This is a genomic window from Mesorhizobium sp. NZP2234 (genome assembly GCF_013170765.1).
Lineage (GTDB): Bacteria > Pseudomonadota > Alphaproteobacteria > Rhizobiales > Rhizobiaceae > Mesorhizobium > Mesorhizobium loti_D.
Map to the genome: position 1 here is coordinate 2,979,955 of NZ_CP033364.1, position 15,749 is coordinate 2,995,703.

Annotated in this window: 16 protein-coding genes; 12 read left to right on the forward strand and 4 right to left on the reverse strand. The window is 65.9% G+C overall.

Translation table 11 applies throughout. From position 1 onward, the window contains the following. Positions 1-273: 273 nt before the first annotated feature. Positions 274-1,185, reverse strand: a complete 912-nt coding sequence (gcvA, locus tag EB230_RS14685) for a transcriptional regulator GcvA (protein WP_172372904.1) — start codon at positions 1,183-1,185, stop codon at positions 274-276. A gap of 216 nt (positions 1,186-1,401) precedes the next feature. Here gcvA and EB230_RS14690 point away from each other — a divergent pair, with 216 nt between their 5' ends. The 3 genes from EB230_RS14690 to EB230_RS14700 all read left to right on the forward strand — a co-directional run bounded on the left by EB230_RS14690 (position 1,402) and on the right by EB230_RS14700 (position 3,708). Further along, a complete protein-coding gene (locus EB230_RS14690) occupies positions 1,402-1,599 on the forward strand; it encodes a DUF1127 domain-containing protein (protein ID WP_081294865.1) in 198 nt (65 codons plus the stop codon). After that, positions 1,596-2,492 carry an NmrA family NAD(P)-binding protein gene (locus EB230_RS14695; protein ID WP_172372906.1) on the forward strand — a complete coding sequence of 299 codons (897 nt, stop codon included), beginning with the start codon at positions 1,596-1,598 and terminating at the stop codon, positions 2,490-2,492. Before EB230_RS14690 ends, EB230_RS14695 begins: the two co-directional genes overlap by 4 nt. 115 nt (positions 2,493-2,607) lie before the next feature. Further along, positions 2,608-3,708: a KamA family radical SAM protein gene (locus tag EB230_RS14700; protein ID WP_172372908.1), complete on the forward strand. Its 1,101-nt coding sequence runs from the start codon at positions 2,608-2,610 to the stop codon at positions 3,706-3,708. An 8-nt stretch (positions 3,709-3,716) separates the two neighbouring features. Here the strand turns inward: EB230_RS14700 and EB230_RS14705 are convergent, their stop codons facing one another. The 3 genes from EB230_RS14705 to EB230_RS14715 are packed head-to-tail and all read right to left on the reverse strand — an operon-like array spanning position 3,717 to position 9,008. Then, complete coding sequence (locus EB230_RS14705) at positions 3,717-4,376, reverse strand: 4'-phosphopantetheinyl transferase superfamily protein (protein ID WP_172372910.1); 660 nt, start codon at positions 4,374-4,376, stop codon at positions 3,717-3,719. Next, positions 4,373-4,855 (reverse strand): GNAT family N-acetyltransferase, encoded by a 483-nt coding sequence (locus EB230_RS14710; RefSeq protein ID WP_056571216.1) that lies wholly within the window; start codon positions 4,853-4,855, stop codon positions 4,373-4,375. Before EB230_RS14710 ends, EB230_RS14705 begins: the two co-directional genes overlap by 4 nt. A gap of 25 nt (positions 4,856-4,880) precedes the next feature. Further along, complete coding sequence (locus EB230_RS14715) at positions 4,881-9,008, reverse strand: Pls/PosA family non-ribosomal peptide synthetase (protein ID WP_172372912.1); 4,128 nt, start codon at positions 9,006-9,008, stop codon at positions 4,881-4,883. A gap of 334 nt (positions 9,009-9,342) precedes the next feature. Between EB230_RS14715 and EB230_RS14720 the strand changes: the two genes are divergently transcribed. The 9 genes from EB230_RS14720 to EB230_RS14760 all read left to right on the forward strand — a co-directional run bounded on the left by EB230_RS14720 (position 9,343) and on the right by EB230_RS14760 (position 15,675). Then, on the forward strand, positions 9,343-10,410 hold the full coding sequence (locus EB230_RS14720; protein ID WP_172372914.1) for a helix-turn-helix domain-containing protein: 1,068 nt from the start codon (positions 9,343-9,345) through the stop codon (positions 10,408-10,410). 153 nt (positions 10,411-10,563) lie between these two features. Continuing rightward, complete coding sequence (locus EB230_RS14725; protein WP_172372916.1) at positions 10,564-11,526, forward strand: AraC family transcriptional regulator; 963 nt, start codon at positions 10,564-10,566, stop codon at positions 11,524-11,526. Between the two features lie 167 nt (positions 11,527-11,693). Further along, a complete protein-coding gene (locus EB230_RS14730) occupies positions 11,694-11,993 on the forward strand; it encodes a hypothetical protein (RefSeq protein WP_172372918.1) in 300 nt (99 codons plus the stop codon). 232 nt (positions 11,994-12,225) lie between these two features. Beyond that, complete coding sequence (locus EB230_RS14735; RefSeq protein ID WP_172372920.1) at positions 12,226-12,462, forward strand: DUF680 domain-containing protein; 237 nt, start codon at positions 12,226-12,228, stop codon at positions 12,460-12,462. A 44-nt stretch (positions 12,463-12,506) separates the two neighbouring features. Continuing rightward, positions 12,507-12,755, forward strand: coding sequence for a DUF680 domain-containing protein (locus EB230_RS14740; RefSeq protein ID WP_172372922.1), 249 nt, complete (start codon positions 12,507-12,509; stop codon positions 12,753-12,755). A 140-nt stretch (positions 12,756-12,895) separates the two neighbouring features. Continuing rightward, on the forward strand, positions 12,896-13,867 hold the full coding sequence (locus EB230_RS14745; protein ID WP_056571230.1) for an MBL fold metallo-hydrolase: 972 nt from the start codon (positions 12,896-12,898) through the stop codon (positions 13,865-13,867). A gap of 30 nt (positions 13,868-13,897) precedes the next feature. Beyond that, on the forward strand, positions 13,898-14,377 hold the full coding sequence (locus EB230_RS14750) for a tetratricopeptide repeat protein (protein WP_172372924.1): 480 nt from the start codon (positions 13,898-13,900) through the stop codon (positions 14,375-14,377). A gap of 254 nt (positions 14,378-14,631) precedes the next feature. Continuing rightward, positions 14,632-15,153, forward strand: a complete 522-nt coding sequence (locus EB230_RS14755) for a DoxX family protein (RefSeq protein WP_172372926.1) — start codon at positions 14,632-14,634, stop codon at positions 15,151-15,153. A gap of 276 nt (positions 15,154-15,429) precedes the next feature. Further along, on the forward strand, positions 15,430-15,675 hold the full coding sequence (locus EB230_RS14760; RefSeq protein ID WP_172372928.1) for a hypothetical protein: 246 nt from the start codon (positions 15,430-15,432) through the stop codon (positions 15,673-15,675). Positions 15,676-15,749 lie beyond the last annotated feature (74 nt).

Here is a 15,749-nt window from a genome sequence, read left to right on the forward strand (position 1 = left end):
CCAACCCCACTGCTTCGCAGCGACCCTCCCCACAAGGGGAAGGGTGAGGAGGCGCCCTGCCGGCCTCCAAGATAGCGCTCTTCCGGAAATGCGGAAAAGCTGAGCTCCATACCTCCCCTTGTGGGGAGGTATGGCCGAGGGTCCGGGTTGGGGTCAGCGCGGCGCCGCAAGCCTTGCTTGCACGCCCGGCCGAAGAGGCGATTGTCGCAACGGCCGAGAGCTTGTCGCGGCTGGGGTTGGTGGGGTCGAGAGCGGCATAGGCACAAGCCTTCCTCAGCCGCCCTTGGGCATCCCAACCCAGTCAGCCGCCACCTCGGCAAACAGCCAGTCGCGGAATGCCCTGACCTTTTTCTGCCGCAGCGCGCCGTCGGGATAGACGAGGTAGTAGCTGGCCGCCGATTTCAGCGCGAGGCCGAAGGGTCGCACCAGCCGCCCTGACGCAAGGTCGGCCGAGACCAGCGCGCTGCGGCCGAGCAGCACGCCTTCGCCATGCACGGCGGCCTCGACGGCGAAGGTGGCGGAATCGAAGCGCACACCGCGTTTGGGGTCGATGCCTTCGACGCCGGCCTGTTGCAGCCATGTCGCCCAGTCGATGCGAAAGGCGTCATGGATCAGCTTGTGATGCCGGAGATCTCCGGGCTGGCGCAGCGGATATTCGCCTTGCAGAAGTTCCGGGCTGCAGACGGGGAAGACTTCTTCGTCGGCGAGAAATTCCGCCGTCACGCCGGTATAGCCGCCCTTGCCATAGCGGATGGCGATGTCGATGCCGTCGCTGACGAAATCGGCCAGCACGCCCGAGGTCGCCAGCCGCACGTCGATCTCGGCATTGGCGCGATGGAAGCGGTGCAGCCTCGGCACCAGCCAGCGGCCAGCAAAGCCATCCGATGTGGACACATTCAGGATGCGCGTCGAGCGGTCGGGCGTGGCGGCGATGGTGGCGGCGGCGATCTGGTCGAGCGCCTTGCCGACTTCCAAGGCGTAGGCAGCACCCACGGCGGTCAGGCGCACCGATCGCGTCCCCCGGTCGAAAAGCTGGATGCCCAGCCTATCCTCGATGTTGCGGATGGCACGGCTGATTGCGCCATGGGTGAGGTTGAGTTCCTCCGCCGCCCTGGAGAAACTCAAATGCCGCGCGGCCGCGTCGAAGGCGGGCAAGGTGGTCAGGGGTGGCAGTCGGCGCGGCATGATCTCAACCTGTGAGCGTTGCTCACAAATCCTGCACAAAGAGTCGTTTGTCGTCCAGCCTGAAAATAGCGGATATTCAGCGTGTACCGCGCATCCATATCGGACTTTTCCGGTTCATCGATGCGCTGAAGACCAGACATTGATGTGAGCGATCATCATGCTCGCCCGTTGGGCGGCACGGGCACGCTTGCGTCTAGCGAACACAGGAGACGAAAAATGAGTCCGACCCTTGGATATATCGGCGCCGCGATGAGCGGCCTCGCCATGCGAAGCACGGCAGCGTTCGAGCGCCGGCGCACGCTGCGCCGGCTTTCCCGACTTTCCGACCGCCGCTTGCGGGACATCGGCTTCGAGCGCGACTGGGACGGCTCTGTCCTTGGTAATGGAATTCCGGGCAATGGGAGGGGGATATGACCAGCACTCTGATCATCGGCGCGACGGGACTTCTCGGCAGCGAGATGGCGAAGGCCAGCGCGCGCAATGGCGACAGCCTGCATGTCCTGGTCCGGGCAGCCACTTCAGCCAACGAAGCGCGGATGCGCCCGCTCAAGGAATTGGGCGCCACGGTGCATGTCGGCGATCTCGACGACTATGACAGCCTCGTGCGCGCCGTCGGCAAGGCGGATCGCGTCATCAGCTCGGTGCATGTCGGTTCGGCCAGCGAGATGACGCTGGTGCGCGCCGTGAAAGATGTCGGCGTCTCCCGTTTCGTGCCATCCGCCGGCTTCGGCCTCGACTTTGCCGCCGCCGCACCCGGCACGATCGCACCGCTTGACATCAAGAGGGCCGTGTTCGACGCGGTCAGGGAGGCCGACCTGCCCTATACGGTGATCTACACCAACGGTTTCTTCTCGACCTGGGTGGCGACGCTGGGCGACCTGACGCGCTTCGGATCGACACCGCTGCCGCCGGACGAGGTGACGCTTTATGGCGACGGCCATGTGCCGGCGACCTTCGTCAGCGAGAAGGATATCGCCGCCGTCACCATGCGCGCGCTGGAGGATCCCAATGCTGTCCGCCGCGAAATCCGCATCGCGCGGAACAGGATCACGCAGGGCGCGATGATTGACCTGTGGCGCCGGGTGAGCGGCCGCGCGCCGCGCATCGTGAACATGAGCGCTGACGAACTGGAGGCGATGATCGCGGTGGCGCCAGGGCTTGGATTGCTGCGGGCGTTCTGGATCCGCGGCGAGACCGCGCTTGAGACGGGCACTCCGGAGGCGGGGGCGCTTTATCCGGAACTGAGGTTCGAGACGATTGAGAGTGCTTTTGTGGGGATGGCTGGCAGGGGTGGGGGCACTGGGTGAGCCGGCTGCGCGGCAAGGGTCGGCGGATCTCGGTGCATGACAATGGATGCTGCCACGGTGGTTGACCGCGCGGGCCATCCGGCCGATAGGTCCGCGCGAAAAGCCGAGACCTGCAATGACCGACCTGAAAGAAGCAACCCGCGCCCCCGACGCCGCCTGGCAGGACGATGTCCGCCAGGGCGTGCGCCATGTTCGCGATCTCGACCGCCTGCCGCTGTCGCCCGCCGAGCGTCAAGCCGCGCAGGAGGCCGCCAGCCGGCACAAGGTGCGTGCGCCGAAAGCCTATCTCGACCTGATCGACTGGAACGACCCGGCCGACCCGATCCGCGCGCAGGTCATCCCGTCGCCCGGCGAACTGGTGGAAACGGAGGGCGAGCTTGGCGATCCGATCGCCGACCATGATTTCAGCCCGGTGCCCAGGCTGACGCATCGCCATGCCGACCGGGTGCTGTTGTTCCCAACCTATCAGTGCGCGGTCTATTGCCGCTTCTGCTTCCGCAAGGAATCGCTGACCTCGATCGGCCGCGGCTACACGCGCGAGGCGCTGGAGCCGGCGCTGGCCTATATCGCCGAGCATCCCGAAATCCGCGAGGTGATCCTGACCGGCGGCGATCCGCTGTCGCTGCCGGACAAGGCGATGGCCGAAATCTTCGCGCGCATCGAGGCCATTCCGCATGTTCGGCTCTTGCGCATCCACACACGCGTGCCGGTGGTGCTGCCGACACGCGTCACATCAGGCCTGGTCGAAGCGCTGCAGGGCCGGCTGATGGTCACCGTCGTCACCCATTTCAACCATGCCCGCGAGATAACCGACGCCACCGAGGCGGCCTGCCGGACGATGCGGCAAGCCGGCTTCGTGCTGCTCAACCAGAGTGTTCTCCTGAAAGGCGTCAATGACAGCGTCGAGGTGCTGGAAGAGCTCTGCCGCGAGCTGATGTATCGGCTGGGGGTAAAACCCTATTATCTCCATCATGGCGACCTCGCGCGCGGCATGGCGCACCGGCGTACCACGATCGCGCAGGGCCAGGCGCTGGTGGAAGCGCTCAGGGCGCGGCTGTCGGGTATCTGCAATCCCGTCTACGTGCTCGACCTGCCGGAAGGCGGCGGCAAGGTGCCGCTCGGGCCGTGCTCCATCGAGGCGCGGGACGGGGAGAGCTGGCGGATACGCGGGCTGGATGGGCAGGTGAGGGATTATCGCGAGATTCTGGCCGAATAGACGATGCGTTATTCCCCGATAAACGCCAGTACGACCACGCGCGGGGCGATGCAGTAGACGAGGTTGGCGCTGCGGCCGGTCGTTGTCGTCGCGCGGCCTGTGTTCAGGTCGACGGTGATATCCTCGTAGCCCAGCACCTGGTGGTCCAGCGGATAGACGGCCTTGTAGACCGCTTCCTTGGCGGCAAAGAGGATGCGGCCGGCAAGAAGCCGATTGACTGCGCCGGTCCGGTCCGCGCCGGATGCGACGAGCGCGAAAATGTCATCGGGCAGGGGCAGCGCGGGCTCGACGTCGATACCGAGCGAGACGATATCGCCTACAGACGCGACCGCCGCCAGGGCCATGTCGTCGTCATGAGCGAGCGAACCAATTGTCCCGTGGGGCCAGACCGGAGCACCTGATGGCGCGCGCGGGATGGCGATGTTCTTGATGCCGATGTCGGCCAGCAGGCGGTGCGCGATCCAGCGGGCCGCACCGCTGGCTCGTCGCATGGCCGGCTGGCGGGCGGGGATGGAACGCGCCTCCTCGGGCAAAAGATGGGTCTCGTCGCCTTCGCGTATGAGCCGGCATCCGGTGCGGACCCCATGCGGGGCGATGGCGGCCAGCGCCTGCGCCAGGGAGGTTTCCTCGGGCAGATCCGGAGGCGAAGGATTCGCGGCGGGCGTCATCGATCGCCCGTCGATGCCGGCAGGGCGAGGTCGGCGATCATTTCGCCATCCTCGTCGAGCCCTTCTTCGACGAAACCGGCGGCACGGTAGAGCTGGCGTGCCGCTTCATTCTCCGGCTCGTAGCAGATGGAGACGTGCCTGATGTGACCGAGCCCGCCGATTTCGCGCAGCACCTCGCGCAGCGCGGCCTTGCCGTAGCCCTTGCCCTGGCTGGCGCGGTCGATCATGAACCGATAGATGCGCGCCTCGTCGTCATCGCTTGGCGCCTCGTACATCAGGAACCCGACAACACGATCCCCGGCCATGATCGCGCGCGGCCGCGCGTCATGATCGGATCTGGCTTCGCGCAGCGAGGCCGCGTTGCCCGCGACGAAATCCATCTGCTCGGGGGCCAGCCGCAGTGCTGCCACCAGGGCGCGATTGGCCGGGGTAAGCGGCGCGATCCGGATGTCGGGCGTGCTTCCGGATCGCTCTGTCACGTGACCTCCGATGCTCTCGGGATCGTCAGGATGACGCCGTGGAGCCGTCATCCATGATCGGCTCGACGAAACGATGCAGCTTGGCCGGGTTGCCGCGCCAGATCGAGTTGGGCTCCAGCACTTCGCCTTTCATCACGAAGGAGTCGGCATCGACCATCGATCCCTTGCCCATGACGACGCCGTAGTGGACAAAGGCGGAGGGTCCGAGCGTGCAACCGTCACCGATGCGGATGAAGTCCGACTTGAACGCGCCTTCTTCCAGCGAATGGGCCTGGATGACGCAGCCCTCGTTGAGCGTGACGTCATCGCCGATCTCGACCAGCGAACGCTCGGTCAGGTTGCTGCCGCCGTCATAGACCCGCTTGCCGACCTTGACGCCCAGCATGCGCAGGATCACCGGCCGGAACGGCGTGCCGGCGAACAGGCGCACGATCGGTGTATCGGCAAGCTTCCAATGGCGTTCGTGGCGCCAGAAGTCGACATCGTAGATCGTCGTCATCCGCGGCTTCAGCCGGCCAAAGCCAAGGCTTGCCCGCTCGACAAGAATGTAGAACGGAATGGTGATCGCCGAGGTCAGCATCACGGCGACGAAGAGGGCGACCTCGTTCCATTCGGTGTAGTAGTTCAATGCCCGATCCCAGATCGCCAGCGTGGCGAACAGCATGACCCATTGGGCGGCAATGAACAGAAGGATCGTCACCAGGTTGTGGCGGTTCTTGAACGGGATGCGCTGGCGCCGGTCGGCCTCGTCGACGCCGGCGATGAGCTCCTTGTCGCGGTTCACCATGCGCGGGATCTCAAAGGCGGGCGAACCCAGGAGCCCGACATTCTCGCGCACCGGGCCATCGATGGGGATCATCACCTTGGTGCCGAGCAGGACGTTGTCGCCCGTGCGGCCATCCGGCGGATAGTAGATGTTGTTGCCGAGATAGTTGCGCTCGCCAATGCGTGTCGGCTCCAGCCGGAACGCCGAGGCGGATTTGTGCACATTGATCATGAACAGCCCGTCGGACACCATGGTCTCGGTGCCGATCTCGCACAGAAGCGGGTTTTCGTGCTGCTGGTTGGAGCCGAAATTGGAGCCGGTCTGCACCACCTTGTTGAGGTTCCAGCCGATGGCGCTCATATAGTGGACGATGGCCGAGCTGTCGCCGAACAGCAGCCCCAGCACCCGCGAGTTGCTCGAGAATTCCGAGACGGTCTGCAGCCAGTAGCGGAAGCCATAGAGCGTATAGGTGCGGCCCGGCTTCAGGATCAGGCTGAAAACGCGCGGCACCACGGTGGCGGCGAGAAAGGCCACGGCGATATAGCCGAACAGCGTGACCGTGGTGCCGATCGCGACAAGGCCGATCGTCTCCTGATAGTCGTCGCCGACATATTCCCAATAGCTGTGGAACAGGAGCGGCAGCGGGGTGATGACCGCGAACAGCAGCACCAGCTGGACGGCTTCATAGAGGAAACGCCGGACCTCGTAAGGGTTCGCGTTGCGCACCTTGCAATAGTCCGCCGTGGTCGGCACGGCCGGCGATCCGTGCCAGTGCTCGCCGTCGGGAATGCTTTGCCCGCTCTGCAGCGAGGACGAATGGCCGAGCTGGCCGCCGTCGCCGATCGAGGTGTCGATGTCGAGCGTGGAGCCGACGCCGACGAAGGCGTCGCGACCGATGGTCAGCGGCCCGGTATGGATATAGCCGGACTGGGCGCGGTAACCGAGGATCATCGATTCCTTGCGCAGGATGGTGTTGGCGCCGATCGAAATCAGGTCCGTGCAGACGGGCACGGATTTGGATTCGATGACGGCGTTGTGGCCGAGCTTGGTGCCGAGAAGCCTGAGATAGATGCTGTAGAGCGGGCTACCGCGGAACAGCACGACGGGCGCCGTGCGGATCAGCGTCTTGACGACCCAGAAGCGATAGTAGCGCAGGCCCCAGATGGGAAACGCCTCGGCCTTCCAGCGGCCGACAAGCAGCCATTTCGCGGCAACCGCAAAGCCCGACATGCCGAAGAACACGCCGGCCGAGAGCGCCACGCACCTGATGTAAAGCTGCAGCGGCTCGTCGAGCGCGTCATAGACCCAGTCGAGGCCGTGGTCGAGGACCCACAGCGCGACATAGCTGTAGACAAGGTAGAACGAAAGCTGGCCCGCTCCGCAGGTCCAGTAGACGAGGTTCGAGGCCCGGCGGGTGAGGACAGGCTCGAAGGTGGCCGTCGTCATCTCCTCCGCCATGGCCAGGTGCTTGGCCAGGCGCGCAACCGTCGGATAGAGATAGATGTCGCGCATGGACGTCGTCGCCCATTCCTTGCGGGTGCGAACGCGGGCGCAGAAATGCGCCATCAGCAGCGAGTTCGCGCCGAGATCGTCGAAGAAATTGTCCTCGACCGAGACCGCGTCGAATTTCAACACGGCGGCCAGCGCGTCGGCCAGGAAGCGCTCGTCGTCATTGCCGGGCGCGACCATCTCGCGGTCGGCGGAAAGCCGGACGCTGGTCGGCTTCGGCAACTGGCGAAGATCCACCTTGTTGGAGACGGTCATCGGGATCGCCGGCAGTTCCTCCAGATAGGAGGGCACCATGTAGTCCGGCAGGCGCCGCTTCATCGTCTGGGCGAGATCGGCGCGCGAGATCGCCGACGCCCCGGCCTTGGGCGCGTAGTAGGCGACGAGCTCGACACGGCCGGGCTCGATCTCCCAGGTGGTGACGGCGGCCTGCGCGATGGCGGGCTGGTCCAGCAGCACCGCCTCGATCTCGCCGAGCTCGATGCGATAGCCGCGGATCTTCACCTGGGTGTCGATGCGCCCGTTATACTCGATCTCGCCATCGGCGTTGATCCGGCCAAGGTCGCCCGTGCGGTAGATGCGCTTCGACGGGTTGTTCGGCAGGCCGATGAAGTCGGGGATGAATTTCTGTTCGGTGAGGTCTTGCCGGTTGAGATAGCCGACCGCGAGCCCGATGCCGGCGATGCCGATCTCGCCCAGTTCGCCAGGCTCGGCCAGTTCCGGCAGCGAAGGATCGAGAATGACGATGGAATAGGTGGGCAGCGGCGCGCCGATGGTGACGGGCTTGTCCGGCGTCAGCGCGCCCATGGTCGCGGTGACGGTCGCCTCTGTCGGGCCGTAGGTGTTGAGGATCTGCCGCCCGGGCTTCGACCAGCGCACCACCAGATTGTGCGGGCAGGCCTCGCCGCCGACCAGGAGCGTGCGCAGGCTGGGCACGTCGCTGGCCATGGACGACAGCAGGGTCGGGCTGCAGGCCATGCAGGTGATGTCGTGATGCCGCAGGAAATCGGCGAGTTCCTCGCCGACGAGAGGCATCTGGCCGGGCGCGGGCACCACCGTCGCACCGGCGACGAACGGCACCCAGATCTCCTCGGAGGAAAAGTCGAAGGCGATGGTCATGCCCTGGTAGACGCGGTCGCCCGGCCGGTAGCCATAGGATGCGGCGGCGACCCGGATGAAGTTGACGAAGCTCTGGTGCCGGACGGCCACGCCCTTCGGCCTGCCTGTCGTGCCCGAGGTGTAGAGGATGTAGCAGATGTCTTCGACCGCGACGGAGGCCGGCGCCCTGTGCAGCTTCAGCGGCGCGTCGGACTGTCTGGAGATCTCGGCGGCGGCGCTGTCGATCAGCACGTGGGGAACCGGCAACTGGTCGGCGCGCGACGCATAGGTGGCGATGGTGACGATCAGGCTGACACTGGCGTCGTCGATGATCAGCGCCATGCGCTCTTGCGGAAAGGCGGTGGCCAGCGGCACGAAGGCGGCACCCGCCTTCACCACCGCGAGCACCGCGACATAGGTCTCCGCCGACCGGTCGAGGATAAGCCCGATCCGGTCGCCCGGCCGAACGCCGCGCTTGACGAGCAGGCGGGCGAACTGGTTGGCGCGCTTGTCGAGCTCCTGATACGTCCAGACACGTCCCTCGGAGATCACCGCCGGCAAGGCTGCGAATGTCTCGGCGAGCTCCTCGAAGACCGCGTCCAGCCGCTCATCGGGCCGGCCTGCCCGGGCGAAGTCCGCGCCGGTCAGAACCTGGCCGTGCGTGGCCGCGGACCGCTGGGCACTTCTTATGAGCGCATCGAAGCTCGCGACGCCGGCTTCGGGCGCTCCGTCCGGTCTTGCCGTGTCCCTGTCGAGTGCGGCGATATCGACACCGTGATCCATTTCCAAACTCTCTCGTCCTGGCCGCGCATCGCCCGGCTGTTCATACCGCCGTTCGATCCGGCATTTTCGGCTGTGCCGCCGCTGCGATTTGGCCCTTGTTGGTGGCGGACCCGAAGCTTCCGAAAAGGAATCCCGGCAGTCCCCCGCGGGATGGTTATGGCATCCGATCTTTTCGCCAGTTTTTCCGAAGTGTTGAAACTTGTTTCTGAATTGTGTCTGAGCGAGATATTGCGGGCTGGAGGAGCCGGCCTCGGCTGCCATGCAAGGCCGGTGTTGTCGCGGCCCGCCATCCATGCCTATGCTGGGTGGTTCGCGGCTTTCAGGATCGTGGCGGATGGCAGCGGGAGGCAACGGTCAGGACGTGGTGCCGGGGAGGGCTCCCGTGGGACGCGGGGTGCCGCGTTCGGTGCTGGACACGGCGGGCCTGGCGCCCAGGGACGCGGTCGCGCTGTGGCGGGAGAACATGGGTTTCTTCTATGACGTTCGCCTGCGCAATGGCGGCGACGACCGGTTCCATGTCCATGCCGAAGCGTTTCATTTCGGCGAAATCGCACTCAGTTCGTACCGATGCGTCGCGCAGACCTTCGACCGTTCGCGCGCCCGCATCGGCCGCGACGGTCTCGACCAGATCACCGTGCAGGTCTGCCTGCGGGGCAGCCACGGCCGGCGCGACGGCGGGCCGGATGAAAAGGCCTGCCCGGGCGACCTGATCGTCTCCGACCTGGCGCAGGCCCAGTCGACGGGGACATCCGGCATCGACAGCCTCAACCTGACCATGCCGCGCCGCCTGCTGGCGCCGCTCCTGAAGGCGCCGGACGAGCACAATCTGCGCGTCATCCCGGGCAATGCCCCTTTGACGGCACTGTTGCGGGGCCATCTCCTCGGCCTCTACGCGGCAGCGCCGGCCATGAGCGGCGAGGATGCCGAGGCGGTGACCAGGCCGACGCTGGATCTTGCCGCGGCGGCCATCAATTCGGCCGTGGCGGAGGAAAACGCCGCTTCGGTGCAACTGGCGCTGGCCGGCGAAATCCGCCGCCACATCGACAGGCATGTCGGCAGCCGCGACCTCACGGCCGCGACGATAGCCGCGCTGTTCGGCATTTCGACGCGCAAGCTCTATTACCTGTTCGAGCCGTATGGCGGCCTTTCCCGATACATCCAGGAGGAAAGGCTGCGCCGCTGCCGCGCCGAGCTCGTCGATCCCGCCCGCCAGCACGAAGCCATCGGCGAGATCGCCGACCGCCACGGCTTCGGCCACCGCAAGAGTTTTGTCCGTGCCTTCCGGCGTTGCTTCGACATGACGCCACGCGAGATGCGGGCGCTCGCCGCGCAGGGGCGCGGCCTGCCAGCCGGGCATGGCGCGGACCGCACCCTATGGCGCTGGATCCGCGACCTCCGCTAGGAGCCTCGCCGGCCGGCAATCCGATGCCGGTTTTTGCACCCACGGCCACATTCCTTGCGCCTGCCGCCACATTTGCGCGGCGCGTTCACTCAGGCCTTGAATTCCCGCCGCCGCCCGCACGAAAACCAACCGGAAGAACGGGGGCGGAAGCAGGTGGCCAGCCAGGACAATGTCATCGTCCTGTCCACGGACGAGATCGCGGATCGCGAGCGCGAAGCGGCGGTGCGCGAATTCTACGGCCGCATCTGCATGCGGCTGGACCTTGCTCCGCTCGATCGCGGCGCGCTGCATCTGAACGCCTCCACCCTTTTGCTGCCAGGGGTGAGCGTGGCCGAGGGCAAGGTCTCGCCGATGGCCTGGGAACGCACGGCGGCCTTGCGGCAGGACGCCAATGACGATCTCGTCGTGTCCTGGATCGCGGGTGGCTGGGGCTTCGACACGCCAGGCCAGGGAACCGTGGAGACGCCGGCCGGCGCACCCTGCATCATGCCGATGGACGGACGCTGGCGCGCCAGGGCGCCAGGCGGGGGCTGGACCATCTGCGCCCGCTTCGACAGGTCGACGCTCGAGCCGCTGGTGCGCCATGTCGGCGATCTCAGGCCCGACGCGATCAACCCCGGCACGCCGGAGGCGCGGCTCCTCCTGGCCTATGTCACGGCGGTGGCGCGCGGCGGTATGAGCGCCGGGCTTGCGCCGCTGGCCGCCCAGCACATTGCCGATCTGTTCGCCGCGGCGGTCGGAACCAGCCGCGAGGTGGGTGAGTTGATCGCCGGGCGCGGCGTCCGCGCCGCGCGCATCGAGGCCATCAAGCGCTATATCGAGGAGAATATGCACAAGGCGCGGCTGTCGGCGGAGATGGCGGGAAGGGGCCTTGGGCTCAGCCCGCGCTACATCAGGCGTCTCTTCGCGGAGGAAGGGCACAGCTTTTCCGACTATGTCATGCAAAGGCGGCTGGAGCGGATCCACCGGCAACTCGCCAGCCCGCTTTTCGCCGCAAGGCCGATCGCCGATCTCGCCTTCGAGGCGGGGCTGGTCGAGCCATCGACCTTCTACCGGCAGTTCCGGTCGCGCTATCGCATGACGCCTTCCGAGGTGCGCGCCGGCCTGGCGCAGTGAGGCGCCTGTTCCGACAGTGCCATCCACCTGTGCCGTCCCTGCGATACGCCGAGGCTCCCGCATCCGCATAGTCGCACCGTGGACGCGGTGCCGGAGGCACGCGCGGGAACGGAGGCTGGGCGGCCGGGCCTCCGCGACATCGGGAAAACTGGCCACAGGAGGCAACAATGCGTGCGGCGAAAAGGTGGATTCTCGGCATCTCGGTTTTCTGCGCCCTTCTTCCAACCGAGGTCTTCGCGGCCTACAAATGCATGAACCCGGCGATCTGCAGGGCTGTCTGCGGCAGCGAGACATGCGGCAAGATCAGCGCGAGCAATCGCGACATGAAGGCGCTGGACCTCGGCGCGTCCGGACAACTCGCCGCCTCCAGCGGCGGCTCTTCATCCGGCACCAGTTCCAGGAAGACCTACACCTGCTCCAACGAGGCGATCTGCATCGCGGTCTGCGGCAAGAAGACCTGTCCGTAAGCGGCGCTGATCCGGCGCATTATCGGAGGCGTCGGCGCGCTGCGCCGGCGCCTTTTGTGTGTTTATGCGCTGGTCCTGCCGGACAGCGCCTGGCGTGGCCGCGCGCCCTGAAATCCTCCCTTTCAAAAAAATCTCGCCGTCGCCGGGAATAAAGCACCGCCCCGCCGGGTCTTCACTGCAGCGGGGCCAATACGGCCCGCGACCCGAAGAAACGAAACAAGGATTTCTGGAAATGACCAAGCTCGCTCTCAGCGTGGCCGCGATGTTGCTTGCCTCGAATGCCGCCTTTGCCGGCAGCGATCATTTCGAAGGCGGCAACCAGCCTTCCGTCGACACCGCTGTCACGGCCTCGATCTCCGACACGGCACCCCGGAACGGCGCCGATGCACAGCTCAGGACCGAACAGGACCAGACCTCGGTTCAGGACATCGTCGCCCGGCACGATCGCGACAGCCTCTGGGGCCGATAGGCGCTGGCCTTCAACCCGTGCCTCAACAAACAGGTATCATCGACATGAAAAACCTCGCTCTTACCGCCGCGGCCATTCTGGTGGCCACCACCAGCGCCTTTGCCGGCAGCGACCATTTCAATGCCGACACGGCAAACCAGCCGCTTGCCGCCGTCGACAGCAACGCCACCGCCTCGATCCCCTACAAGGCGCGCCAGAACAAGGTCGACACCACGGTGACGACCGCTCCCAGCCAGGCCGCTTCCCAGACTGATGCGGGCGAATTCGTCGGCCCGCCTGTGCCGGGCAACTGAGTTCAGGGGTCGGGCCCCCCTCCTCGAGGTCCCGACCCGGTCCGCACTCAGGACGGAGGGCCATGTGGCGTGGCCCTCCGTCACCCCGGAGTTTCTCGCCTTCCGACTTTTGCAGCCACCGCAACCCACAGGAGACCACCATGTTCAGCATGACACGCCGCACAGTGCTTCAATCCGCCGCCGCCGCCGCCGCTTTCGGCCTTGCAGGCAAGCTCGAGTTCACACGTCCCGCTTTCGCGGAACTGCTGGTCGAGCCGACCATCGGCTTCTACAAATACACGGTCGGCGATATCGAGGTGACCGCCATCTATGACGGCATCTGGAAGAAGCCGCACGACCCGGCCTTCATCAAGGATGTCTCGGTCGACGAGACCAAGGCGGCGCTTGCCAAGGCGGGGCTGACCACCGACTTCATGCCCATCCCGCTCACCGTCGTCGTGCTCAAGATGGGCGGCAAGCTGATCATGATGGATGCCGGCTCGGGCGTTGGCCAGTGGCAGGCCAATGCCACGCATCTGCCGGCCAACATGGCCGCCGCCGGCATCGACTACAAGGCGATCGACACCATCATGATCTCGCATTTCCACCCCGACCATGTCTGGGGCCTGATGGAGAAGGGCACCAACACGCCGGTGTTCCCCAATGCCGAGCTGATCGTCAACGCCACCGAATACAATTGGTGGACCGATCCGAGCCGGCTGGCCAAGCTGCCCGAGGGCCGCAAGCCGGCGGGCAAGCGCATCGCCGAAAACTTCCCGAAATGGAAGAACTGGAAGCTGGTCCAGGACGGCGCGGAAGTGGCGCCCGGCATCCAGATCATCGCAGCACCCGGCCACACGCCGGGACATTCCGTCTACCTCGCCAATTCCGGCAAGGAGCAGCTGATGATCTCGGCCGACACCATGTATGTGCCGGCCCTTCTGGCGCCGCATCCGGAATGGCAGGGCAGCTACGACCAGGACGGGCCCACCGCCATTACCACGCGCCACAAGATCATCGACCGGGTGATCGCGGACAACATCCGCATTTCCGGTTCGCACTTCCCGTTCCCCGGCACCGGCGTCTTCGTCAAGGACGGCAGCGCCTACGGCTTCACACCCGTTCAAATTTGAACGGGCAACCCAAACCAAGCGAGAAAGACAATGAAACAATCCTATCTGGGCAAGCACGCCCTCTACGGCCTGCTCGGCGCCATTGCCGTGCTGACCGTGGTTCCCGTCGCGACGATCATGCCGGCCTATGCGGTCGACGACATCGAGGGCGCCGACGCGCCCGACCTGACCGCCGTCCAGGCCAAGATCGCCGCCAAGGACTACAAGGGCGCGCTGGCCGAGCTGCGCGACCTCGCGCAGGACAACCAGCAGGCCGACGTCTACAATCTGCTCGGCTTCACGCTGCGCAAGACTGGCGACACCGCCACCGCGCTCACCTATTACAACAAGGCGCTGGAGCTGAAGCCCGACCACAAGGCCGCCCGCGAATATCTGGGCGAGCTCTATGTCGAGACCGGCGACATGGCCAAGGCCAAGGAGCAGCTGGCCTCGCTGCAGAAACTCTGCCCCGCCGGCTGCGACGAGCTTTCCGACCTGCAAAAGGCCATCGACACCAAGGTGACGCAGTAAGACCGCGACCCATTTCCTTTCCCTCCGCGGGGGCGGGGGAAAGGTGGCCGCGATGCGGCCGGAGTGGGGGACCGGGACTGACCGCTCCAGTCCCCCACCACCAGTTCGGGCGCTCGTGGCTGGCGCCCCTTGCCGGAGCCGGCGCCTCTCCCTCGAGCCGGCTCCGGCCTTTTCGAACATCACATCCGGCAGGCGCCGTTCTCGCGCGTCCCGCGGCGGGCTGCTTGCCTTTGCCCAAAATCTGGAGGCTGATCATGACACCCAATGACATCGCCGCGAAGCTCACCGGCCTCGCCACGAAATACCACATCAGGGACGTGACCCTGCTTGCCGGCCGCCTGCTCATGTCCTTCATCTTCCTGCATGAGGGCGTGACGCTGGCCACCCATTTCGACGGCGCCGCCAAGGCGATGGCCGCGCAAGGCGTCGGGCTGCCGCTGTTCGTCGCCACCATCGCGCTGCAACTGGGGGCGGGGCTCTCGGTGGCGACAGGCCTGCTGACGCGGCTGGGCGGCATCGGGCTCGGCCTGTTCTGCCTGTCCACGGCCTTGCTGTTCCACGTCAACTTCGCCAACCAGAACGAGCTGCTGCATTTCGAAAAGGACCTGGCCATATCGGGCGGCATGTTCGTGCTGGCCGCCGTCGGCGCCGGCACGCTCTCGCTGGACTGGCTGCTGGCCCGCTATCTGCAAAAGCGCCGGCGCGACAAGGAAATGGTCAGGGCATTGCTGGCCGTGGAGAACCAGTTCTCCCTGGAGGTGCGGTTGCCGGTTTGAGGCACGCGGGGCCGCATTCCACGCAAAATTCCACTCAGGCGGCGGGTTTTACCACGCCGCCTACCACGCCCGCACAAACACCAGGCCCTTATTGAAGCGGCCAACAGCGCAACAACGAACCGACACGGTCGTGCGCTGACAGCCGGACATCGCAAGAACGCCGTGAGGGTGGCGGTTGCCCGGTTTCGCCTGAGGAGCAGCAAACACGGTCCCATGAAACGCGGGCGGGCGGCGCGTCGGGGCCAGATGTCAACTTCAAGAAGATGGAAAACTGAAATGAAGAAGATTGTATTGACCACTGCCTCACTGTTGTTCGTCTCCGGCATGGCCTTTGCCGGCAGCGACCATTTCGGCTCGGACTTCGTCCCCGCCGCCGGCGGCTACCCGGCCACCCATGCGATGATGTCCGGCGCCAAGGCGGTCGACCCGCGCGTCACCCACAGCATCACCGACAGCGCGGCGTCGGGGCAGCCGCGCCTCGACATGCCGGCCGATTCCGGCCAGGGCATCTGGGGCCACTGACACCAAGGCCGTCCACGACGGCCGGCATCCAGGCGGCGGGCTTGCCCCGCCGCCTGGATCATTTTTGCGCCCGG